Genomic DNA, 20,831 nt, shown 5'->3' with positions numbered 1-20,831 from the left:
TCCTGCGCTCCCTGCCTCGACGACGCGTGCCCGGATCCTCTCCTGCCCGGGGTCGGCGGGAGCGGGCAGCCCGCCGCCAGGGCACTCAGAGCAGCGGCGCCGGCCGGCCGAACAGGTGCCCCTGCCCCTGGCCCACGCCCAGGGACCGCAGGGTCTCCAGCTCGGCGGCCTCCTCGACCCCCTCGGCGACCAGCCGGGTCCCCGTCGCGGCGGCGAAGCTGACCAGCGCGGTCACCATCGCCTGCTTGGCCGGGTCGGTGTGCAGGCCGGACACCAGCGCGATGTCGAGCTTGACGGCGTCCGGGCGCAGCCGCAGCACGTGCCGCAGGCTGGCGTACCCGGCCCCGGCGTCGTCGACGGTCAGCCCGATCCCGGCCTCCCGCAGGCACCCGAGCGCCCGTTCCAGGGCGTCGTAGTCCGCGACCGGGCTGTGCTCGGTGACCTCGACCGCGAGGTCGAGGTGCCGGTGGTCGAGCAGCAGGCCGGTCACCGACCGGGACAGCAGCGCGTCCGGGGAGAGGTTGATCCCGAGCGGGCGTCCTGCGGGCAGCCGCGGGGCGACGGCGAGGGCGGCGCGGGCGGCCAGTTCCTCCAGCTCCCGCCCGAGCCCGGCGGCGGCCGCGGCGCTGAACAGCCCCGCAGGTCCGCCGCCGACCTCGGGGAACCGGGCGAGCGCCTCGTAGGCCACCGTCGCCCCGCTCGCCAGGTCGACGATCGGCTGCACGTGGGTGACGACCCCGCCCTCGAGGAGCACCTCGCGCACCTGCCCGGCGGGGTCGAGCGGGGGTGCGGGCAGCGGGTCGGCCAGCCGGTCGGCGATGAGGTCGGCCAGCAGCTCCAGGGTGCGGGCGGCGGCGCCGTCCAGGTGGGCGCCGTCGTCGCGGCTCAGGCAGCACAGCATCCCGACCGGGCGGCCGTCCGGGCTCCGCACCGGCGCCCCCACGTAGGACCCGATGCCCAGGTCGGCGGTGACCGCCAGGTCGCGCGTGACCGTGTTCCGGCGGGCGGCGGTGACCACCGGGGGGAGCTGCCCGCCGAGCACCCGCACGCAGAACGACCCCTCCAGCGAGGGCTGCATCCCCTCCTGGACGTGCATCTCCTCCAGCGCGCCGCTGGCGGCCTGGATCAGCTGGGCGCTCTCGGTGAACGTCGACATCCAGGCCACCTCCATGCCCAGCCGGGTGCGCGCCGCGTCGAGCACCCGGTGCAGCCAGGCGGGGGACAGGGCGGGTGCGGACGGCGACGGTGTGCTCCCGATCACTCGCCCAGTGTCCCGCAGGAGCGGCGATGGCGGAACGACCTGGTACCGATTGTCCTCCGGGTCGCGGGTTCAGCCCGCCGGCACCGGCACTCGTGCCGGGTCGGTGGGCTCGTCGTCCCGGGGGCGCCGGAGGTGCAGCAGGAAGCGGACCAGCTCGCCCAGTGCGGCGAGACCCAGCGCCAGCCCCAGTCCCAGCAGCAGACCGCGCAGCGGGTCGCGCTCGAAGGCCAGCCCACCGACGTACCCGATCCCCGCGGACCACCCGGCCCAGGTGGCCGCGGCCAGCGCGGCGAACGGCGTGAACCGGCGCAGCGGCCAGCCGACCGCGCCGGCGGTCAGGGTGACCGCCGTCCGCAGTCCGGGCACGTAGCGGGCGGTCACCAGCAGCACGCCCCCGCGCCGGGCGAGCAGCCGATCGGCCCGGTCGAGGGCGGCGCGGCGGCTGCCGGGCCGCGCCCGGGAGCGCAGCCGCGGGCCCGCCGTGTGCCCGAGCAGGTAGGAGACGTGGTCGCCGGCGAACGCGCCGAGCGCGGCGGCCGCGATCACCCACGGCAGGTCGGGCTGGCCGGTGGCGGCGAACACCCCGGCGGTGATGACCACGCTCTCGCCCGGCACCACCGGGAAGAAGCCGTCGACGGCGGCCAGCGTGAACAGGGCCACCAGCACCCAGGGCGAGGCCATCAGGTCGTGCACCCAGGTCAGCAGGGCGTCGGTCACGGTCGGCTCCCCGGGGACGGCATGCGGCCAGCCTGCTCGCGCCGGCGGCCGGGCACATCCACCCGAGGTCTCGATCGGGGTCCCCCGGGAGTAGCACCCGCCTGCGACTCCCGGACGGCTCCCGCCGGACGGTGATCACGGTCACCGGCGGGAATCGGGACCCACCCGCGGCGCCTTCGTCCCCCCGTGGGTGATGGCTGGGGGCTGACGCGGCGACGCGTCATCGACTTCGGGCGGATGACCGCCGACCGCTAGGCGCGGTGCGGCACCCCCTCCCCCACCTCATCTCCGGAAAGGCACCACCACCGTGCTCGCACGTCTGCGCCGCGTCCCGTTCGCGGTCCAGGTCCTCCTCGGCCTCGTCGTCGGCATCGCCCTCGGGCTCGTCGCCCGCGCGATGGGCCCCGTCGAGGGCTCCTTCGTCGACGGGACGCTGGTCCCCGGCACCGACGCCAACTGGCTGACCAGCACCCTCGGCACCATCGGCAGCAGCTTCGTCGGGCTGCTGCGCGCGATCGTCGTCCCGCTGATCGTCACCGCGATCGTGGTGAGCATCGCCAACCTCAAGCAGGTGTCGAACGCCGCCCGGCTGGCCGGGCAGACCCTGCTGTGGTTCGCGATCACCTCGCTGATCGCCGTCTCCATCGGCATCGGGCTGGGGCTGCTCACCCGGCCCGGGGACAACAGCTCCGTCGACGCCGCGCTGGCCGACTACGACGGCGGGTCCGGTTCGTGGTGGGACTTCCTCACCGGCCTGGTGCCGGCGAACTTCCTCGGCCTGGAGGGCAACGGCTCCGGTGGGGTGAGCTTCAACATCCTGCAGCTGATCGTCGTCTCGGTCGCCATCGGCGTCGCCGCGCTCAAGGTGGGCGAGGCCGCCGAGCCGTTCCTGTCGGTGACCCGCTCGGTGCTGGCGGTCGTGCAGAAGGTCCTCTGGTGGGTCATCCTGCTGGCCCCGATCGGCACCGTCGGCCTGATCGGCAACGCGGTGGCCAGCTACGGCTGGACGTCGCTCGGCTCGCTCGGTGTCTTCGTCGGCGCGGTCTACGCCGGCCTGGCGATCGTCCTGCTCGTCGTCTACCCGGTGCTGCTGAAGCTGCACGGCCTCTCGCCGCTGCGCTTCTACGCCGGCGCCTGGCCGGCCATCCAGCTCGCCTTCGTCTCCCGCAGCTCGATCGGCACGCTGCCGGTGACCCAGCGGGTGACCGAGGCCGACCTCGGGGTCCCGCGCAGCTACGCCTCCTTCGCCGTGCCGCTGGGCGCGACCACGAAGATGGACGGCTGTGCGGCGATCTACCCGGCGCTGGCCGCGATCTTCGTGGCCCAGTTCTTCGACGTGCCGCTGTCGCTGACCGACTACCTGCTCATCGCGCTGGTCTCGGTGGTCGGCTCGGCGGCGACCGCGGGCGTCACCGGTGCCGTCGTGATGCTCACGCTGACGCTGTCCACCCTGGGCCTGCCGCTGGCCGGGGTGGGGCTGCTGCTGGCGGTCGACCCGATCCTGGACATGGGCCGCACCGCGACGAACGTCACCGGCCAGGCGCTGGTGCCGACCATCGTCGCCAAGCGGGAGGGCATCCTGGACCTCGCCCGGTTCAACGCCACCCGCACCGCCGACCCGCTGCGCGCCGCGACCGGCCAGGACGGCGTCGACGGCGACCTGCGCGCCCCGCAGCCCGCGTCGGTCTGAGGTTCCCCGGCCCGGCGCTCACCCCGCCGGGCCGGGATCAGCGCAGCAGCGGCCCGAACCGGACGTCGACGCCGGGGGAGAACAGGACGCTGTCGGGCGCGCCGGTGACGTCCGGCAGCCCGGCCGCGGCCAGCAGCGACTCCTCCAGCGAGACCAGCTCGGCGGAGAACAGCGGCCACTCCGGGTGCTCGTTGGGCCAGTAGACGGGCCCGCGCCGGCCCGGGCGGTGCAGCCCCCAGCGCGCGGTCAGGAACCGGGCCAGCGGGTCGTCCCCGGTCAGCGGCTCCCCGATCCGCAGCTCGACCCGGCTCTCCGCCGGCCGGGGCCCGGCCAGCGGCGGGTGGAGGTGTAGCGGACCCGGTCGCCGGTGCGCTCCACGCGCATCCGCGACCACAGGTAGGGCAGCCGGGCCACCCAGCGGGCGGCGAGCACGGGCAGCAGCCGCTCGGCGTCCAGCGACCGGAAGACCACGCCCCGGCGGCCGGCGTCGTCGACCGAGTACAGCCGCACGTTCGTCTCGGCGAACGTGCCGAGATACGGCAGCCCCGGGCTGCCGAACAGGCCGATGCGGACCATCCGGAAGGGCACCAGGCCGACGTAGGTGGCGCCCTCGTGCACGTCGGGCACGGTCCCGGCCGGCAGCAGCGGGGCGACCACGGCGGGGTCGACCGCCCAGTGCAGGAAGGCCAGGTCGCGCCAGCCCTGGGTGGAGATGCCGCGCAGCACCGGGCGTGGGCTGGTCGCGGTGGACGGTTCCGGGTCGGCCATGCCCTCCAGCTTCCCCGGTCTCCCGCTCGCCCCGTCAGACCGGCAGCGGGAGGTCCCGGTAGGACCGGCCCGCGAGCCAGCCCCAGCCCCCGTCGTCGGTGAGCAGGTCCTCGGTCCACGCCCAGCCGCCGTCGGCGGTGCGGGTGAAGGGCTCCAGGTCGAAGGCCAGCCGCAGCTCGTCGGTGACCGTGCGGCCCAGGTTGTGCGCCAGCAGGACGACCGTGACGCCGGTCCAGCCGAACCGCCGGCCGGTGCAGCCGGCCAGTCCGGCGGCCACCTCGGGTGCCGGCACCACCAGCTGCAGGTCGAGGGAGCCGACGTGCGGGCCCGGATGGGCGCCGCCGCGGCGCGGGGGCAGGGCCAGCGACCCCTGGTCGCGGAAGCGTCCGCGGGACGACCGGCCCGGTACGACCACCACCGGTGCGGCGCCGTGGTTCTCCACCTCCAGCCGCAGCTCGAAGCGGACGTCGCCGTCGCCCCGGGAGGCCACCACGTCGGCCACCCGCACCGAGACCGCCGGGGCCGTCGCGTCCAGCGCGGTGCGGGCGTCCGGTCGTCCCCCGGCCGGGCCGCGGGGTGCCACGGCTCCCGCGTAGGCGACCAGCAGCCCGACCACGGCCGGGCCGGCGGTCACCAGCGCGGCCAGCGCCGGGTCGCCGAGGAACGCCGCGAGCGGGGCGACGACGACCAGCAGGACGAGGAGCCCGCCGAGCAGGACCCGTTCGCGGCGGGACCCGTCCAGCAGGGTCGTCGGTCGCCGCACGGGCAGACCCTGGCAGCCCGCACCGGCCCGGGGCCCTCGACACGCCCGGCACCGCACCGGAGTGCCGCCGGGCTCACGCCGTCAGGTCGGCGCACCCCTCCTCGTGCGGCAGCAGCGGCCGGAAGGTGACCGACCACCGGGCGCCGTCGGACCCCACCCACGGGGTCGCCGTCGTGGCGTCCCGGGCGGCGGCGACGACGGCGGCGGCCTGCTCGCCCTCGACGGTCAGGCAGGTCACGCCCGGCGCGAGCGGCTCGCCCGGCAGGGCCGGACCGGGCCAGGCGACCTCCGCCGGTGGGGCCAGGTCGTCGGCCGGCTCGGTCCACGGCCGGACCAGGGCGGTGACGGCGGCCGGCTCGTACGGCTCGGTCTCGCTCACCGCGTCCGCGCCGAGGGTGGCGGTCAGGTCGGTGAGGGCGTCGCGCAGCTCGGCCAGCCGGGCGCGGGCCTCCTGCTGGTCCTCGGTCAGTCCGCTGTCGGGCCAGTCCTGCCCCTCGGCCAGGGCGTACGCCTCCCGGACGAACGCCTGGTCGGCGGTCTGCAGGGTGAACCGGGTGCTGGTCGCGTCGGCGAGCGGCGGCGAGCCGAGGTCGCCGTCCTCCGCGAGCCCGGCGTCCAGCGCCCGCTGCGCCAGGGCCCGGACGTCGGCCGGGTCGATCTGCTGCACCTGCACGTTGGGCCAGGCCGGGCCGGGGTAGATCGCGATGACCGGCCCCTCGGTCAGCACCCGCCCGTCGGCGTAGACGCTCACCACCGGCAGCCGGGCCGCCAGCATCTCCGGCGTGGTGAAGCCGCCGGTCTGCTCCACCGACAGCACCAGCGCATCGGCGGCGTCGGGGAGCTCCAGGCCGGGGGTGGCCGGCGCAGCGGTGGTGCCGCCGCTCCCCTCGGCGCAGGCGGCGAGCACGGCCAGCAGGCCGACGACGGCGGACGCGCGGAGCGTGGTGATCATGCGCACACCGTCCTGACGAAGGGGGCGGGCGTGTGGTTCCACGGCCCGGTAGCGTCGCCGTCCGTGCGTCTGGTCATTGCCCGCTGCTCCGTCGACTACATCGGGCGGCTCACCGCCCACCTGCCGCCCGCGCTGCGGCTGCTGCTGGTGAAGGCCGACGGGTCGGTGTCCATCCACGCCGACGACCGGGCCTACAAGCCGCTGAACTGGATGAGCCCGCCGTGCTCGCTCAAGGAGGAGCTGACCGACACCCCGGAGGGCGGCAGAGCGGGCACCTGGACGGTCACCAACAAGGCCGGCGAGCAGCTGATCATCACGATCGAGTCGGTCGAGCACGACTCCCGGCACGAGCTCGGCGTCGACCCGGGGCTGCAGAAGGACGGCGTCGAGGCCGACCTGCAGCGGCTGCTGGCGTTGCACGTGGAGACCTTCGGCGCGGGCTGGTCGCTGGTGCGCCGGGAGTACCCGACCGCGATCGGCCCGGTCGACCTGCTCTGCCGGGACGCCGACGGTATGACGGTGGCGGTGGAGATCAAGCGGCGCGGCGAGATCGACGGGGTCGAGCAGCTCACCCGCTACCTGGAGCTGCTCAACCGCGACCCCCTGCTCGCCCCGGTGAAGGGCGTCTTCGCCGCCCAGGAGATCAAGCCGCAGGCCCGGGTGCTCGCCGCTGACCGGGGCATCGACTGCGTGACCGTCGACTACGCCGTCCTCAAGGGCACCGACGACCCCTCCGCCCGGCTCTTCTAGCCCTCGGGTGCCGCCGCGAGCAGTGGCCGCACGACGTCGTCGTACTGCTGCCGGTCGAATGCGAGGGTCATGACCGGCAGCTCCTGCTCGGTCAGGTCGAGCGGCTCGTAGGTGACCTGCCATGCGATGTCGCGCCACTCGACGCGGTCGTCACTCCGGACCAGCTCAGCCGTGAGCGCACGACAGTCCAGGTCGAAGTCGACCTCACAGACGAGCAGCGGCACTCGTCCGTCCGGCATCACCGCCCACTCGCGGCTGACCGGCTCCCCGAGGACTGCTCGGAGGTAGTCGACTTCGTACTCGGGCAGGGCAGCGCCGTTCCCCACCGGGGTCACCTCACGAGCCACCGAACCGTCCGGCCACGCCACGACCTCACGGAGTGGCACCCCGTCGATGGTCCATTCCAGGTACGTGAACGCGCGGGGGACCATCTTCCGGCGGAACCTGCCGACCTTCTCGGCCACCGGTGTGCTGACGACGGCAGGCGCGGTGCCCAGGGAGGAGATCCGGCCTGCCATGAGGCGAGTCTCGCAGAGCCGAGTGACCGCTTGGGCGTGCTGCTGTAACGCTCCCGCATGTGGAGGTGACGGGCCGCTGACCGCGGCCCCCCGCGAAGGGCGACCCCCATGAGAGAGCCGGACGGCGACGAGCTGGACGCGCTGCTGCGCGACGCAGGCAGGGTCCAGCGGACCCGGGCCGAGGACGAGCAGGTCTTCACCGACGTGTGGTCACGGGTGCAGGCGGCCATGGACGACGACCCCGCAGGCAGCGGTGACGACCTGCAGCGGCGCCGGCTGGGCCTGATCGGGGACCGCGAGGTGGCCGCGCGGCGCCGGCGGCGCACGGCCCGGCTGGCGACGGTGACGCTCGCCGTCGTCGTGGCCGGCAGCGGGACGGCGGCGGCCGCGGCCTACATCGCGACCCGGACCGGCGAGGAGCTGACCGGTTGGGAGGTCGGCGCCGGCGGGTCCGGGGAGGTCCTCGACCTGGAGGGCACCGACCTGGCCCAGGTGGTGGAGGAGGCCACCGCCGACATCGTCTTCGCGCCGGGCTACGCGGCTCAGCGCGACCGGGCCCTGGCGCAGTACGGCCAGCACGACCTCGGCTCGGCCATCACCGAGAGCCACCTGCGGTCCGGGGTCGCCGGCCTCGCCGTGTGCACCTGGGCCGACGCCTGGGTGGCCGCCGACGCCACCGGGGACGTCGCGGCGCGCGCCGCGGCGACGGAGACACTCAGCGCCGCGCTGTCCTGGGAGCCGTTCCTCACCTTCGCCACCGACCACCAGGAGCCGCTCCCGGCGGAGTCGACCGGGGAGGGGTCCTACCGCTGGTGGATGCGCCCGCTCGCCGAGGCGGCCCGGGCCGGCGACCGGCAGGCGGTCCTCGACGCGGTGGCCGACAGCGCCACCTGCGGCTGGGAGTACCTCCCGGTCATCGACGCCGACCCGGCGTACGAGTGGCACGGTCTCCGGTGAGCGACGAGCGGGCGGGATTCGAGACCCTGTTCCGGGAGACCCGCGCCCCGCTGCTGGCCTACCTGTCCCGCCGGGCCCCGGTCGACGACGCCCCGGACCTGCTCGCCGAGGTCTACCTGGTCGCCTGGCGCCGGCGGGCGGACCTGCCGGCGGGGGACGAGCGGCGGCTGTGGCTGTTCGGTGTCGCCCGCCGGCTGCTCGCCGAGCACCACCGGGCGGCGTGGACGCGCTCGGACGTCGAGGACGAGGCGGGGCGGGTCACGACCCCGGGACCGGACACCGCCGGCAGCCGACGGGAGGACGCCGTACGCCGCGCCCTGGACTCGCTCAGCGACGTGGACCGGGAACTGATCACCCTCACCACCTGGGAACGGCTGAGCCCGGCCGAGGCGGCGCGGGTCGTCGGGATCACCGCGAACACGGCGCGGGTGCGGCTGCACCGGGCCCGCGCGCGGCTCGGACGCCACCCGGCGCTGCGGGCGCTGCTCGACGACGACGCCGGCGACCCGGTCCACGACACCGTCGTGGGTACGGCCGCAGACCCCGCCCCGGCCCGGTGACCCGGAGGCCCGACGTCCCGCGACGAGACGAGACGTCGGGCCCGCACCGGGAGCGGCACGGCCCGGTGCGCCCGCGCGGGGTCCCGGCCTCGCCGTTTGGGAGACTCCGTCGGTCACGGGACGGCAGGGCGATCACCGGACGACAGGAGGACGGCAGCGTGGCCAGAGAACTGACCGAGGTCGGCGTGGTGGGGCTGGGCACGATGGGCGCCGGCATCGCCGAGGTGTTCGCCCGCGCGGGCCTGTCGGTGACCGCGGTCGAGGTGACCGACGAGGCGGTGCAGCGCGGCCGGGAGCACGTCGTCACCTCCACCGACAAGGCCGTCGCCCGGGGCAAGCTCGACCCCGCCGACCGGGACGCCGTCCTCTCCCGGATCCGCTTCACCACCGCGATGGACGGCCTCGCCGTCGCCGAGCTCGTGGTGGAGGCGGTCCCCGAGCGGCTGGAGCTGAAGGGCCAGGTGCTGGCCACGCTGGACCGGGTCTGCCCGCCGGAGACGATCCTGGCCACCAACACCTCCAGCCTGTCGGTCACCGAGCTCGCGGTGGCCACCGGCCGCCCGGGCAAGGTCATCGGGATGCACTTCTTCAACCCGGCGCCGGTGATGAAGCTGGTCGAGGTGGTCCGCACGGTGGTCACCGAGCCGTCGGTGGTCTCCGACGTCGAGGCGCTGTGCGCGCGGCTGGGCAAGACCGACGTCACGATCGGCGACCGGGCCGGCTTCATCGCCAACGCGCTGCTGTTCGGCTACCTCAACCACGCCGTCTCGATGTTCGAGAACCGCTACGCCAGCCGCGAGGACCTCGACGCCGCCATGCGGCTGGGCTGCGGCCTGCCGATGGGGCCGCTGGCGCTGATGGACCTCATCGGCATCGACACCGCCTACGAGATCCTCGTGACGATGTACCAGCAGTCGCGCAACCGGCTGCACGCGCCGAGCCCGCTGATCAAGCAGATGATGACCGCCGGGCTGCTGGGCCGGAAGACCGGTCGCGGCTTCTACAGCTACGCCGGTCGCGACTCCGCCGAGGTCGTGCCGGACGCGCAGACCCCGGTCGCCGGAGGTGCGGCGCAGGGGGCCCGCCCGGTGCAGGCCGTGGGCGTCGTCGGCTCCGGGACGATGGCCACCGGCATCGTCGAGGTGCTCGCCACGGGCGGCTGCGACGTCACCGTCGTCGCCCGCACCGGGGAGAAGGTGCAGGCCCTGCGGGACGCGCTGACCCGCTCGCTGGACCGGCAGGTCGACCGGGGCCGGCTGGACGCCGCCGACCGGGACGCCGCCCTGGGGCGGGTCACCGCCAGCACCTCGCTGGCCGACCTGGCCGACGCCGACCTGGTGGTCGAGGCGGTGGCCGAGGACCTCCAGGTGAAGCGCGAGCTCTTCGCCGAGCTGGGCCGGGTCGCGAAGCCCGGTGCCGTGCTGGCCACCAGCACCTCCAGCCTGCCGGTGATCGAGTGCGCCCGCGCCAGTGGTCGCCCGGCCGACGTCGTCGGCCTGCACTTCTTCAACCCGGCGCCGGTGATGAAGCTGGTCGAGGTGGTCTCCACCATCGCGACCGCGCCGGACGTCGCCGCCACCGGACACGCGCTCGGCCAGCGACTGGGCAGGACGACGGTCTCCTGCACCGACCGCGCCGGGTTCATCGTCAACGCGCTGCTGTTCCCCTACCTCAACGACGCGGTCAAGATGCTCGAGGCGCACTACGCCACCGCCGACGACATCGACGCGGCGATGAAGGTCGGCTGCGGCTACCCGATGGGCCCGTTCGAGCTGCTGGACGTCGTCGGGCTGGACGTCTCGCTGGCGATCGAGCGGGAGCTCTACACCGAGTTCCGCGAGCCGGGGTTCGCGCCGGCCCCGCTGCTGGAGCACCTGGTGACTGCCGGCTACCTCGGCCGCAAGACCGGTCGCGGCTTCCGCGACCACGCGGCGCGGTAGGGACGTGCCCCGCCGCGGTGGCTCTCGCCGCGATCGGGCCGGGTCGTCCCCGGCCGGTCGCGGTGCCCGGCCGTCCGCGCGGCGGCCCGTCCCGCGGTCGACCCCGGTGGAGGAGGCCCCGGACGGTGACTGGGCGGTGCGCCCGCTCACCGGCGCGGCGGGGGACAAGAGCTACCGCTGCCCGGGCTGCGACCAGGAGATCCGCCCGGGGACACCGCACGTGGTCACCTGGCCCGCCTACGCGCGCGACTCCGATCTGGACCCGTGGGACACCGAGTCCGCCGCCGACCTGCGCCGGCACTGGCACCGGATCTGCTGGGACAGCCGCCTCCGCCGCCGCTGAGCCGCAGGATCAGCTCGACAGGCGGGCGTAGACCACCACGTTGTCGGTGTAGCTGCGGCGGTCGCGGTCGAACTCGCCGCCGCAGGTGATCAGCCGCAGCTGCGCGTCGGCCGTCGGGCCGTACACCTCCGCGGTGGCGAAGTCGGTCTTCGGGTAGGCGGCCACCCGGGTGACGGTGAACGTGACCTGGCTGCCGTCGGCGCGGTCGACGACGACCTCGTCGCCGGCGCTGAGCTCCTCCAACCGGAAGAAGACCGCCGGCCCGCTGCGGTCGTCGACGTGGCCGGCCAGCACCGCGGGGCCGGTCTCGCCGGGGGCGGGCCCCGCGGCGAACCAGCCCGCCCGGGTGAAGTCGGCGGGCGGCACGAGCGCGCCGTCGCCGTCGACCCCGATGGCCGGCACCGGGCTGTCCACGCCGATGGCGGGCACCCGGACCCGCACGGGCGCCGGGGCGGTCGCCGTGGCGGTGTCGGCGACCACCACCGGCGCCGGTGGCGCCGCGGCCCGGGCCGGCGTCGCCGGGGTGGGGGAGAGCAGGGCGACGGCCCCCGCGGTGACACCCACGGCGGCCAGCGCCAGCCGCGCCCGCGCCGGCATCCGGGACGGCGGGCGCCGGTGCCGGCCTCCGGTCATCGCGTCGCCGGTCAGGACGCCGTGTGCCGGGCCACCCGGCCACGGGGGCCGACCCGGCCACGGACGGCGACCAGCAGGGCGGACACCGCGAGCACCGCCAGCGCCACGCGACCGACCGGCGCACCGCCGCCGGTGGCGGTCCCGCCCGCGCCGGCCTCCACCCCGCCGACCGGGACGACGCCGGGGCTGGCGGCGTCCAGCGCGGTGGTCACGGTGACCCCGCCCTCGCCGCGGTCCAGCAGCAGCACGGTCTGCACCGAGCCCGCGGCCAGGTCGAGCGGCAGCTCCGTGGGCTCGCCGGACGCCGGCGTCACGGTCAGCGTGGCCGGGCCGCCGGGCACGTCCTGGTACTCGGTGTTGCTGGGGAAGGCCAGGTCCGCGGCCAGCTGCGGGCCGTCGGCCAGGGCCAGGTCGACGGGGGAGACCCCGGCCGCCGCGTTGACCACGCGGACGCGGGCCTGGCCGGCCGGCGGGAGGGAGAGGTCGTCGGGCAGGACGGCGAAGCCCAGGTCGGCGAAGTAGCCGACCCCGGCGATCGTGGTCGCGCTGCCCGGGGCCACGGTGACCGTGGTGGCCAGCACCGGCGGGCTCGCTGGGTTGGCCCCGGCGGCACGGGCGCTGACGGTGTACGTGCCCGGCGGCACCGCCTGGTAGGCCGAGACGTCGCCGTAGGTCACCGCCGGGAGCACCACCCCGGTGCCCGGGGCGGACACCGAGTCGATGTACGCGTCGACCGACGGGGTGTCCGGGGACAGGTGCATCATCCGCACCAGCGCCGTCTCACCGCTCGGCGCGGCGGCCGCGGCAGCGGGGGCGACGAGCCCCAGGGCGCAGAGGCCCGCCCCCAGCAGGAGCAGCAACGGGCCTCGGTTGAGCCGGGACATCGGCGTCCTCCAGTCGATTGGGCAGTGCTCGGCCACCCCTACCCACGCTGCACGGCACATGCACGCCGGGTTCGCGGAAGACCGCGGTGCGTCATCCTCCTCCGCCGGGGGTCACCTGCGCGTCGGGGTCCGGGGCCAGCGGCCAGGTCAGCAGCAGCCCGTCCTCGACGCTGGTCACCCGGGCCGGCCGGTAGGGGGACCGCTGGGCCTCCAGCCAGTTCCGCAGCCGGTCGGCCGCCGGGGAGTCCCCGGGCAACGGCACACCGGCGACCGAGCCGAGCACGGCCTGGCGGACCGGGACACCGGGCAGCTCGCCGGGCACCGCGGGCAGGTCGGCCAGCGAGACGCCGAACCGGGCGGCGAGGCCGGCGAGCGTGGTGAGCAGGCGGGGGTCGACCGAGCCGGCGCGCAGCAGCTCGGCGGCGGCCGGGGGCGCGGTGGTCGCCGGGTTGGCCAGCAGCGCCTCGCCGAGCTCGCGCCGGGCCGCCAGCTGCTCGCTGGTCGGCTCGGCGGGATCGGGGTCGGCCACGGTCAGCGTGACGCCGTCCGGTGCCCTGTCGTCCGGTGCCCCGTCGTCCGGTGCCCCGCCGTCCGTGGGTGAGCCGGCCGGGAAGCGGGCCACGGGGCGGGCGTCGGCCGCCGGGTCGCCGTCGGCGCTGACCTGCAGCTGCAGCGGGAGCTCCCCGGTCGCGGCGGTGACCGGGCCGCGGGCGGTGACCAGCCGGTCGAGGTCCAGGCCGGCGTGCACCAGTTCGGCGGCCGGCCGGGGGTCCGCGGCGAGCACCGCGTCGTCGGGCAGCTGCTGGTCGGACCACGCCACGAGCTGGCCGTACGCCTCGGCCCCGAGGTCGCCCCGGGGTCCGGTGACGACTCCGGCGAGTGCGGCGGCGAGCACCAGCACCAGGGCCCCGGCGGCGGCCGGCCGGGCGACCCGGCCGAACGCCGGCCGGGCGGCGGCGACCCGGTCGACCAGCGCATCGGCCAGCACCGCGGCGAGCAGAGCGGCCAGCGGCAGGCAGACCAGCAGGGTCGGCAGCCTGTCCCCGGGCGGGACGACGCCGAGCAGCGTCCCGGCCAGCAGTGCCGCGCCCGGCCCGCGCAGGCGCGGCAGCCAGACCACCGCCAGCACCCCGACGACGAGCAGCCCGCTGCCGACCAGCACGAGCTCCGCGGTGCCCGCCCCCCACCTGGTCGGGTCGCCCGGCTGCGGGTACCAGGCGCCGACCAGCAGCCGGGTGACGCCGGCGCCCACCGCGATCCCGGCGACGGTGAGCGCCCGGGTCACCCCCGGGGGCATGCGCGCCGGCCTGCGCCACGCTGCACGCGCCGCCACTCCCGCGGCGACGCCGGGGACCAGGAGCACCAGCGCGTCCGGGGCGAGCAGGACCCCGAGCGAGGTGGCCACCGCGGCCGTGACCGCGCTGGCGCGGGAGGGGCGACCGGACAGCAGCAGCCAGGCCGCGAGCAGCAGCCACGGCAGGGCCAGCCAGGACGGCGACGCGGCGGCCGAGAGCGGGGCCAGCGCCGGCACCGCCGCGAGCGCGAGCACGGCCAGCGCGCACCCGGCGTCGCCCAGGCCCAGCCGTCGGCCGGTCCGCCACAGCAGCACGCCCGTGCCGAGCAGGGCCACGGCGAGCAGCTCCCGCTCCGCACCCACGAGGGTGTCGTGCCGGGCGAAGGCACGGGTGACGGTGGCGTAGACCGCGGTGTGCAGCGCCCCCAGTCCCTCCGGGGAGAGCAGCGCCAGGTCGCCGTCGCCGCGGAGCAGGACGGCCGCCGGTGCCGCGAGCGTGTCGTCGCCCGGCAGTCGCGGTCCGGACAGGCGCCGGGCGGCGACGGCGGCCAGCACCGCCAGCGCCGTCAGCGGCCAGAGGACGCCGGTGCGCCGGTGACCCGGGGCCGTCGCTGCGTGCCGGGCCCGCCGGGCGCCCGGGCGACGACGGCCGACCGGCGGCGTCGGGTCCGGCACGGTGGCGGTCCTCCCGGCGTCTCGTGGTGCGGGCAGCGCCCGGTTCGCCACCCGCTGTGGTCGCCCCGGTACTCAGCCGGGGTCGACCCTGACACGGGGACGGGGGGCGGGCCACCGGGGCGGACGGCGCGAGCGGGTGGCTCCGGACGCGCGAGGACCCGCCGCGGCCGGGCCGGGGCGGGTCCTCGTCAGGGCAGCCGGCGCGCGGGGGCAGCGCCGGACCGGGTCAGCTGTGGCCGGACTCGGTCGACCCGTTGGTCGGGGCGCTGCCGGTGCCGGCGGGCACCGGGGTGGTGGGCGGCTGCTGGCCGCGGGGCGGGGTGCTCCGCGGCGGCACCGGCGGGGTGTGGCGGGGCGCGGCCACCGGGCGCCCGGGCTCCCGCTCGGCGGCGGGCCGCTCCGCGGTGGTGGCCGGCGCGGGGGCCTGCTCCTGGGCCGGGCTGGCCGGCGCGGTGCGCGGTCCGGCAGCCGGCTGGACCGGCGGCGCCTGCTGAGCCGGGGCCTGCTGAGCCGGGGCCTGCTGCGGTCGTGCCGGTGCCCCGGACTCCGGCTGCGCGGCCGCCGGCGTGGGCGCCTGGTCGGTCGACGCCTCGGTCTTCGGCGCCTCGGTCTTCGGCGCCTCGGTCTTGGTCGCCTCGGTCTCCGGTGCCTCGTCCTGCGCCGCCCCGTCCGTCGGAGACTCGGGGGCGGGCTTCGCGGCCGGCTCCTCCGTGCGCGGCGGCACCCGCAGCGACTGGGTGCGCGCGGCCGGCGGCTCGGCGGGGACGGGGCGGGCTGCGACGGCGCCGGGGCGTCGGAGGCCGGGCCTGGCTGGCCGGCCGCCCGCGGGGGAGTGCCCTGCGGCGGGGTGGACTGCTGCCCGGCAGGTCGGGCGGCCGGTGCGGGGCGGTCGCCCAGGTCGGGCAGCTGCGTGAGGAGCGTGCGGACCTCGGCCAGCCGCTGGGCCAGCTCGTCCCGGACGGCGCGGACGGCGGCTGCGGAGGCCTCCGCCTCGGTGACCGTCCGGCGCGCCCGCTCGTCGGCGGTGGTGACCCGCTGCTGGGCGGCGGCGACGGAGGCGCGCTCGCGCTCGTCCTCCAGCCGGGCGGCCTCGGTGCGCCGGATGCGCATCGCGATCTCGAAGTCCTCCTCCGCCTTGGTGCGGCGGGTCTGCGAGTCGGCGTCGAGCCGGGCCACCCGCTCCTGGGCCTTGGTGACCAGCTCGTCGGCGCGGGCCTGGGCCTTCACCGCGACCTGCTCGGCGTGCGCCCGGGCCTCCGCCACGAGGCGCTCGGCCTCGGCCCGGCTGGCGGCCGCCCGCTCGCCGAGCGACCGCTCCTCACCGGTGATCCGCTCGCGCACCGCCTCGACCTCGGCGGCGACCGCGGACTGCAGCTGCGCGGCCTCCTCCTGGGCGGCCCGGCGGATCTCCGCGGCCTCCTCCTCGGCCAGCCGCAGCATGTTCGAGATGCGCTCGCCCATGTTCTCGAACGTGGGTGCACTGGCGCTCGCGGCGCGGCGGCGCAGCGACTCGACCTCGCCGTGCAGCGCCTGCAGCTGGCGGGCCAGGTCCGAGGAGCGCGCGACGGCGGCGTCCCGGTCGGCGATGGCGACCCGCAGGTCGGCGTCCATCCCGGAGAGGGTCTCGTGCACCTGTTCCCGGTCGTAACCCTTGCGTACCACGTCGAAGCCGGGGCCGCCGTCGCGGAAGAGGTCGTCACGAGGGTCGCTCATGGGCGTCATCCTCGCAGAGAACCGGCGCCGGGTCAGCGTGTCCCCGACCGCTCCGCAGGCAACTGCCAGGGAGCCCGGGGCCCGGCCGGCGGCCGGGTCCCGGAGCCCTGGTCAGCGGTCGCGGAACCGGTCGATCGCCGTCTGGTGGCGCGCCCGCAGCGCGGTGTCCCGGACCCCGAGCCCCTCCTCCGGGGCGAGGACCAGCACCCCCACCTTGCCCTGGTGGGCGTTGCGGTGGACGTCGTACGCGGCCTGGCCGACATCGTCCATGGCGTAGGTCCGCGACAGGGTCGGGTGGACCAGGCCCCGCTGGACCAGCCGGTTGGCCTCCCAGGCCTCGCGGTAGTTGGCGAAGTGCGAGCCGACGATCCGCTTGAGGTTCATCCAGAGGTACCGGTTGTCGTAGGAGTGCAGGAACCCGGTCGTGGAGGCACAGGTGACGACCGTGCCGCCCTTGCGGGCGACGTAGACGCTGGCGCCGAAGGTCTCCCGCCCGGGGTGCTCGAAGACGATGTCCGGGTCGTCGCCCCCGGTCAGCTCCCGGATCCGGGCGCCGAGCCGCTTCCACTCGTCCGGGTCCTGCGTCTCCTCGTCCTTCCAGAACGCGTACTGCTCGACCGAGCGGTCGATGACCAGCTCGGCGCCCATCGAGCGGACGATCTCGGCCTTCTCCGGGCTGCCCACCACGCAGACGGGGATGGCGCCGCCGTTGAGCGCCAGCTGGGTGGCGTACGAGCCGAGCCCGCCGGAGGCGCCCCAGATGAGCACGACGTCGCCCTGCTTCACGTCCGCACCGTTGCGGCTGACCAGCTGCCGGTAGGCGGTCGAGTTGACCAGCCCCGGGCTGGCCGCCTCCTCCCAGGTCAGGTGGGCGGGCTTGGGCATGAGCTGGTTGCTCTTGACCAGCGACAGCTCGGCCAGGCCGCCGAAGTTCGTCTCGAACCCCCAGATCCGCTGCTGCGGGTCGAGCATCGTGTCGTCGTGCCCGGCCGGGTCCTCCAGCTCCACCGACAGGCAGTGCGCGACGACCTCGTCGCCGGGCTTCCAGCGGTTGACGCCCGGCCCCACCCGGACCACGACGCCGGCCAGGTCGGACCCGACCACGTGGTAGGGCAGGTCGTGCCGTTTGGTGAGGTCGGAGACCCGGCCGTAGCGCCGCAGGAAGCCGAAGGTCGAGACGGGCTCGAAGATCGACGTCCAGACGGTGTTGTAGTTGACCGCCGAGGCCATCACCGCCACCAGCGCCTCGCCCGGGCCGAGCTCGGGGGTGGGCACCTCCTGCACGTGCAGCGACTTCCGGGGGTCCTTGTCCCGGGTGGGCAGTCCCTCGAACATCCCCTGCTCGTCCTCGCGCACCACGACGGCGCGGTAGGACCCCGGCACGGGGAGCCCTCCGATCGCGTCGAGGTGGTCGCCGAGGACGGCGTCCCTGATCTCGTCCATGCGTGCTCTCCCGAGTCGTCGTTGGCTCGGTAGGTGCAGGTCTCGGTCGGTGCAGGTCTCGGTCGGTGCAGGTGCGGTGGTGGCGCTGTGTGCAGTTGTGCGGCGGTGCAACGGGTCAGTGCGCGGCGGCGGGCTCCACGAGCTCGACCAGCACGCCGCCGGCGTCCTTGGGGTGCACGAAGTTCACCCGGCTGCCGGCGGTGCCGCGGCGCGGTTCGTCGTAGAGCAGCCGCAGGCCGCGGTCGCGCAGCGTCTGCGCCGCCGCCTCGACGTCGGTCACCCGGAAGGCCAGCTGCTGCAGCCCCGGGCCGGAGCGGCCGATGAACCTCGCGATCGTCGACTCGGGTGTGAGCGGTGCCAGCAGCTGGATGCGCGTGGTGCCGTCACCGACGGCGAGCATCGCCTCCCGGACGCCCTGCTCCTCGTTCGTCTCCTCGTGGACCGAGTGCACGCCGAACGTGCCGGCGTAGAAGGCGATCGCCTCGTCGAGGTCGGGCACCGCGATGCCGACGTGGTCGATGGTGGTGAACAGGCCGGCGGGGAGGCCGGTCAGCGCGTCGTCGGGCATGCGTCGCATCCTGCCGCCGCACCCGCCCGCTGGGGACCCACCCGCACCGCCCGGTACGTGACGTGGCTCACCCCGGGCCGTCGGTCGCTCTCCGGGCCCTATCCTCGACGGGTCCCGCAGCGGCGCGGAGCACTGCGCCGCGACCCCGGAGCAGGCCGCCAACGGCGGCGGCCGGAGCCACTGGAGGCCCCGATGAGCCAGCCCGCACCCACCCGCTCCGTCATCGTCGGCGGGGCCCGCACGCCGATGGGCCGGCTGCTGGGCTCCCTCAAGGACTTCAGCGCCGCCGACCTCGGCGGCGTGGCCATCAAGGCTGCCCTCGAGCGCGCCGGGATCACCGGTGACCAGGTCGACTACGTGATCATGGGCCAGGTCATCCAGGCCGGCGCCGGGCAGAACCCCGCCCGCCCGGCCGCGGTCGCCGGCGGCATCCCGATGTCGGTGCCCTCGTTCACGCTGAACAAGGTGTGTCTCTCGGGCATCGACGCGATCGCCCTGGCCGACCAGCTCATCCGGGCCGGGGAGTTCGACGTCGTGGTGGCCGGCGGCATGGAGTCGATGACCCGGGCGCCGCACCTGCTGCCCAGCTCGCGCACCGGCACCAAGTACGGCGACGCCACTCTCGTCGACGCCATGGCGCACGACGGCCTCACCGACACCTTCGACCAGGTCGCGATGGGCGCGCTGACCGAGCAGGCCAACAGCCGCTACGGGCTGACCCGCGAGGAGCAGGACGCCTTCGCCGCCGCCAGCCACCAGAAGGCCGCCGCCGCGCAGAAGAACGGCCTGTTCGACGACGAGATCACCCCGGTCCTCATCCCGCAGCGCAAGGGCGACCCGATCGAGTTCCGCGAGGACGAGGGCATCCGCCCGGACACCACCGCGGAGAGCCTGGCCCGGCTCAAGCCCGCCTTCGCGGCCGACGGCACGATCACCGCGGCGTCGGCGTCGCAGATCTCCGACGGCGCCTGCGCGGTCGTGGTGATGTCCGCGGCCAAGGCGGCGGAGCTCGGTTGCACCGTGCTGGCCGAGATCGGCGCGCACGGCGTCGTCGCCGGGCCGGACGCCACGCTGCAGACCCAGCCCTCGCGGGCGATCGCCAAGGCGTGCGCCCGGGAGGGGATCGACCCCGCCGGCCTGGACCTGGTCGAGCTCAACGAGGCCTTCGCCGCCGTCGGCATCGTCTCCACCCGCGAGCTGGGCATCGACCCGGAGCGGGTCAACCCCAACGGCGGGGCGATCGCGCTGGGGCACCCGGTCGGGATGAGCGGTGCCCGGATCGTGCTGCACCTGGTGCTGGAGCTGCGCCGCCGCGGCGGCGGGGTCGGAGCGGCCGCGCTCTGCGGCGGCGGCGGTCAGGGCGACGCGCTGATCCTCAGGGTCCCCGCCGCGGCGTGAACGCCCCCGCTCGAGCCGGTGGCCGGCGCGGCCGGCGGACGGCCGACGTGCCGGCGCTGGTCGCCGGGGCCCGGGAGGGCGACGCCCGGTCGGTGGCCCGGCTGATCTCGCTGGTGGAGGACGCCAGCCCGCTGCTGCGCGAGGTCGCGGCGGCGCTGGCTCCGCACACCGGCCGGGCCCGGGTGCTGGGGCTGACCGGGCCGCCCGGGGTCGGCAAGTCGACGACGACGACGGCGCTGGTGCGCGCCTTCCGGGCCGCCGGGCAGCGGGTCGGGGTGCTCGCCGTCGACCCCTCCTCGCCGTTCTCCGGGGGCGCTCTGCTCGGTGACCGGGTGCGGATGCAGGACCACGCCGGTGACGCCGGCGTGTTCATCCGGTCGATGGCCTCCCGGGGACACCTGGGCGGGCTGGCCTGGGCCACGCCCCAGGCGCTGCGGGTGCTCGACGCGGCCGGCTGCGACGTCGTGCTGGTCGAGACCGTCGGGGTCGGGCAGTCCGAGCTGGAGGTCGCCTCGCTCGCCGACACCACGCTGGTGCTGCTCGCCCCGGGCATGGGCGACGGCATCCAGGCCGCCAAGGCCGGGATCCTCGAGGTCGCCGACGTCTTCGTGGTGAACAAGGCCGACCGGGACGGCGCGGACCAGACGGTGCGCGACCTGCGCGGGATGCTCTCCCTCGGTGGCCGGCACACCGACGCGGGGGCGTGGCGACCGCCGATCGTGAAGACCGTCGCGTACCGGGACGCCGACGCCGGGATCGAGGAGGTCGTGGCCCGGATCGGGGAGCACGCCGCATGGCTGGACTCCTCGGGGGAGGGCCACCGGCGCCGGGTCGCCCGGGCCGCCCGCGAGATCGAGGCGATCGCCGTCGCCGGGGTGCGGGAGCGGATGGGCGACGTCGGCGGCTCGGCCGCGCTGCCGGCGCTGGCGGAGCGGGTGGTCGCGGGGGAGACCGACCCGTACCGGGCCGCCGACCACTTGGTCGCGCAGCTCTAGGGCCCGGCG

The 20,831-nt window shown here is 76.2% G+C and carries 22 protein-coding genes; 9 read left to right on the top strand and 13 right to left on the bottom strand.

All coding sequences use genetic code 11. The features are described 5' to 3' along the window. Window positions 1–85: 85 nt before the first annotated feature. Both JD78_RS12630 and JD78_RS12625 read right to left on the bottom strand, forming a co-directional pair. Window positions 86–1,261: a sensor domain-containing phosphodiesterase gene (locus JD78_RS12630; RefSeq protein ID WP_153361408.1), complete on the bottom strand. Its 1,176-nt coding sequence runs from the start codon at window positions 1,259–1,261 to the stop codon at window positions 86–88. A 69-nt stretch (window positions 1,262–1,330) separates the two neighbouring features. Beyond that, window positions 1,331–1,978: a DedA family protein gene (locus JD78_RS12625; protein WP_166521163.1), complete on the bottom strand. Its 648-nt coding sequence runs from the start codon at window positions 1,976–1,978 to the stop codon at window positions 1,331–1,333. Between the two features lie 307 nt (window positions 1,979–2,285). Between JD78_RS12625 and JD78_RS12620 the strand changes: the two genes are divergently transcribed. Further along, the gene (locus tag JD78_RS12620; RefSeq protein WP_166521162.1) at window positions 2,286–3,668 is read left to right on the top strand and encodes a dicarboxylate/amino acid:cation symporter; all 1,383 of its coding nucleotides are present in this window, start codon (window positions 2,286–2,288) and stop codon (window positions 3,666–3,668) included. Window positions 3,669–3,705: 37 nt separating this feature from the next. On the opposite strand, the gene JD78_RS22610 is transcribed toward JD78_RS12620, so the two are convergent. The 4 genes from JD78_RS22610 to JD78_RS12605 all read right to left on the bottom strand — a co-directional run bounded on the left by JD78_RS22610 (window position 3,706) and on the right by JD78_RS12605 (window position 6,151). Next, window positions 3,706–4,062: a DUF2071 domain-containing protein gene (locus JD78_RS22610; RefSeq protein WP_279526843.1), complete on the bottom strand. Its 357-nt coding sequence runs from the start codon at window positions 4,060–4,062 to the stop codon at window positions 3,706–3,708. Continuing rightward, window positions 3,945–4,436, bottom strand: a complete 492-nt coding sequence (locus JD78_RS12615) for a YqjF family protein (protein WP_279526842.1) — start codon at window positions 4,434–4,436, stop codon at window positions 3,945–3,947. Before JD78_RS12615 ends, JD78_RS22610 begins: the two co-directional genes overlap by 118 nt. A 34-nt stretch (window positions 4,437–4,470) precedes the next feature. After that, window positions 4,471–5,199, bottom strand: coding sequence for a hypothetical protein (locus JD78_RS12610; protein ID WP_153361410.1), 729 nt, complete (start codon window positions 5,197–5,199; stop codon window positions 4,471–4,473). Window positions 5,200–5,272: 73 nt separating this feature from the next. Beyond that, window positions 5,273–6,151 carry a cold shock domain-containing protein gene (locus JD78_RS12605; RefSeq protein WP_166521161.1) on the bottom strand — a complete coding sequence of 293 codons (879 nt, stop codon included), beginning with the start codon at window positions 6,149–6,151 and terminating at the stop codon, window positions 5,273–5,275. Window positions 6,152–6,214: 63 nt separating this feature from the next. Between JD78_RS12605 and nucS the strand changes: the two genes are divergently transcribed. Next, a complete protein-coding gene (nucS, locus tag JD78_RS12600) occupies window positions 6,215–6,901 on the top strand; it encodes an endonuclease NucS (protein ID WP_166521160.1) in 687 nt (228 codons plus the stop codon). Here the strand turns inward: nucS and JD78_RS12595 are convergent. After that, window positions 6,898–7,419 (bottom strand): hypothetical protein, encoded by a 522-nt coding sequence (locus JD78_RS12595; RefSeq protein ID WP_153362581.1) that lies wholly within the window; start codon window positions 7,417–7,419, stop codon window positions 6,898–6,900. The two genes, nucS and JD78_RS12595, sit on opposite strands and share 4 nt — an antisense overlap. A gap of 108 nt (window positions 7,420–7,527) precedes the next feature. On the opposite strand from JD78_RS12595, the gene JD78_RS12590 reads away from it, so the two are divergent. The 4 genes from JD78_RS12590 to JD78_RS12575 all read left to right on the top strand — a co-directional run bounded on the left by JD78_RS12590 (window position 7,528) and on the right by JD78_RS12575 (window position 11,219). Then, window positions 7,528–8,376 carry a hypothetical protein gene (locus JD78_RS12590; protein ID WP_153362580.1) on the top strand — a complete coding sequence of 283 codons (849 nt, stop codon included), beginning with the start codon at window positions 7,528–7,530 and terminating at the stop codon, window positions 8,374–8,376. After that, window positions 8,373–8,936 (top strand): RNA polymerase sigma factor, encoded by a 564-nt coding sequence (locus tag JD78_RS12585; protein WP_153362579.1) that lies wholly within the window; start codon window positions 8,373–8,375, stop codon window positions 8,934–8,936. Before JD78_RS12590 ends, JD78_RS12585 begins: the two co-directional genes overlap by 4 nt. Before the next feature lie 158 nt (window positions 8,937–9,094). Beyond that, complete coding sequence (locus JD78_RS12580) at window positions 9,095–10,876, top strand: 3-hydroxyacyl-CoA dehydrogenase family protein (RefSeq protein ID WP_153360126.1); 1,782 nt, start codon at window positions 9,095–9,097, stop codon at window positions 10,874–10,876. Between the two features lie 106 nt (window positions 10,877–10,982). Then, entirely contained in the window at window positions 10,983–11,219 is a 237-nt protein-coding gene (locus JD78_RS12575; RefSeq protein ID WP_228395142.1) for a hypothetical protein, read from the top strand. A gap of 9 nt (window positions 11,220–11,228) precedes the next feature. Here JD78_RS12575 and JD78_RS12570 read toward each other — a convergent pair whose 3' ends face one another. From JD78_RS12570 to JD78_RS12555, 4 genes are all read right to left on the bottom strand, one after another. Beyond that, window positions 11,229–11,852 carry a class F sortase gene (locus JD78_RS12570; RefSeq protein WP_153360128.1) on the bottom strand — a complete coding sequence of 208 codons (624 nt, stop codon included), beginning with the start codon at window positions 11,850–11,852 and terminating at the stop codon, window positions 11,229–11,231. 11 nt (window positions 11,853–11,863) lie between these two features. Further along, window positions 11,864–12,736 (bottom strand): DUF4397 domain-containing protein, encoded by an 873-nt coding sequence (locus JD78_RS12565; protein WP_153360129.1) that lies wholly within the window; start codon window positions 12,734–12,736, stop codon window positions 11,864–11,866. Between the two features lie 91 nt (window positions 12,737–12,827). Continuing rightward, window positions 12,828–14,705, bottom strand: a complete 1,878-nt coding sequence (locus JD78_RS12560; protein WP_153360130.1) for a hypothetical protein — start codon at window positions 14,703–14,705, stop codon at window positions 12,828–12,830. Window positions 14,706–14,931: 226 nt separating this feature from the next. Beyond that, window positions 14,932–15,429 carry a hypothetical protein gene (locus tag JD78_RS12555; protein WP_166521159.1) on the bottom strand — a complete coding sequence of 166 codons (498 nt, stop codon included), beginning with the start codon at window positions 15,427–15,429 and terminating at the stop codon, window positions 14,932–14,934. 186 nt (window positions 15,430–15,615) lie between these two features. Here JD78_RS12555 and JD78_RS12550 point away from each other — a divergent pair, with 186 nt between their 5' ends. Further along, on the top strand, window positions 15,616–16,353 hold the full coding sequence (locus tag JD78_RS12550) for a hypothetical protein (protein WP_166521158.1): 738 nt from the start codon (window positions 15,616–15,618) through the stop codon (window positions 16,351–16,353). Between the two features lie 176 nt (window positions 16,354–16,529). On the opposite strand, the gene ccrA is transcribed toward JD78_RS12550, so the two are convergent. Together ccrA and mce are read right to left on the bottom strand one after the other, a co-directional pair. Further along, on the bottom strand, window positions 16,530–17,861 hold the full coding sequence (ccrA, locus tag JD78_RS12545) for a crotonyl-CoA carboxylase/reductase (RefSeq protein WP_153360137.1): 1,332 nt from the start codon (window positions 17,859–17,861) through the stop codon (window positions 16,530–16,532). Window positions 17,862–17,976: 115 nt separating this feature from the next. Beyond that, complete coding sequence (mce, locus tag JD78_RS12540; RefSeq protein ID WP_153360139.1) at window positions 17,977–18,429, bottom strand: methylmalonyl-CoA epimerase; 453 nt, start codon at window positions 18,427–18,429, stop codon at window positions 17,977–17,979. Window positions 18,430–18,621: 192 nt separating this feature from the next. On the opposite strand from mce, the gene JD78_RS12535 reads away from it, so the two are divergent. Together JD78_RS12535 and meaB are read left to right on the top strand one after the other, a co-directional pair. Further along, the gene (locus tag JD78_RS12535; RefSeq protein ID WP_153360140.1) at window positions 18,622–19,827 is read left to right on the top strand and encodes an acetyl-CoA C-acetyltransferase; all 1,206 of its coding nucleotides are present in this window, start codon (window positions 18,622–18,624) and stop codon (window positions 19,825–19,827) included. Further along, window positions 19,824–20,822 (top strand): methylmalonyl Co-A mutase-associated GTPase MeaB, encoded by a 999-nt coding sequence (gene meaB / locus JD78_RS12530; protein WP_153360142.1) that lies wholly within the window; start codon window positions 19,824–19,826, stop codon window positions 20,820–20,822. Before JD78_RS12535 ends, meaB begins: the two co-directional genes overlap by 4 nt. The last annotated feature ends 9 nt before the right edge of the window (window positions 20,823–20,831 follow it).

The organism is Modestobacter roseus, from assembly GCF_007994135.1.
GTDB lineage: Bacteria > Actinomycetota > Actinomycetes > Mycobacteriales > Geodermatophilaceae > Modestobacter > Modestobacter roseus.
This window is presented reverse-complemented; position numbering and strand designations above follow the sequence as displayed.